Source organism: Flavobacterium sp. EDS, from assembly GCF_020991525.1.
In the GTDB taxonomy this organism is placed as follows: domain Bacteria; phylum Bacteroidota; class Bacteroidia; order Flavobacteriales; family Flavobacteriaceae; genus Flavobacterium.
In genome coordinates, this window is the sequence record NZ_JAJMOZ010000044.1 from 1 (window position 1) to 962 (window position 962).

Consider the following 962-nt stretch of genomic DNA (forward strand, 5'->3'; position numbering starts at 1 on the left):
AGTTTGAACCATTTGTTGCGCTTTGCAGCTATAATGTACTATAGATAATAGCAGTACGAAAATTTTTAGTGTATTCTTCATTTTTTTGTTTTTTAAGGTTAATTACAAGGTATTAAAGTATATGTCTTATTTGATGTTTCCTTACTTTTAAGAGGGTAAAAATTTCCATTACTATCCTGTTTTAATAATGTTATACCTGAATTATATTTATCCAAAATAAAAGCAATTGCGGTAGTTCGTCCTTCAATGCCATATCCCATATAATCTTTCATCATATCAATTTGGTCAAATAAAAAAGTAGGAAAATCTGGATTGTATCCTTGTAATTGTTCAGCTGGATAAGTAGTTGAAAATGCTTTCGCCAAGGCTAAATCTGTAACTACAATTGCATATGTCTCTCCTTTTGTTAAAATAAAAGAAGTTGTAAAATTACTGTTTCCTGTGTTCAATTTTACGGCAGCATATACATCTCCACCAGATAATGGGGTCTGATTTGGATGATTATGCATAGCTCCAAAAGCCCCAGGCCAAGTTGTATTTACTTTTACATCGACTGATCCACCGTTATTCATTGGTGCTTCAGTTATTTTACCCTTGGCATCTTTACCTAGAGTAATACTATGTTCAAGTCCATCTGCACTAGCCTTAACAATGTTACTTTTAGCAGATATATAAGCAGGGCTTTCGGCATTCGCTGTTGTAGCTTTGGCTGTATTGCAAGGGTTTTCAGTATTCACCGTTGAACCACTACCACCACCACCTCCTCCTCGAGGCGGATTTGTATATTCAGGTGGATCAACCGCACCGTATGAGGGGCCACGCGGGATAAAAGTCATAGGAGGAAACGATGGTGGTGTTGATGGAGATGTAATTATAACTTCTCTAAGCGGTATTCCAGGAGAACCACCGCTACCTCCAGTTGGTTCCTCTTCATCAGGACAATAATAACAAGGGTCGGCTAC

The 962-nt window shown here is 37.3% G+C and carries 1 protein-coding gene; it reads right to left on the reverse strand.

Annotated elements, in window-relative coordinates; genetic code table 11:
* Nucleotides 1-98: 98 nt before the first annotated feature.
* Nucleotides 99-962 (reverse strand): hypothetical protein (locus LPB87_RS20595; RefSeq protein ID WP_230729226.1); only part of this gene is annotated, 864 nt, incomplete at its 5' end.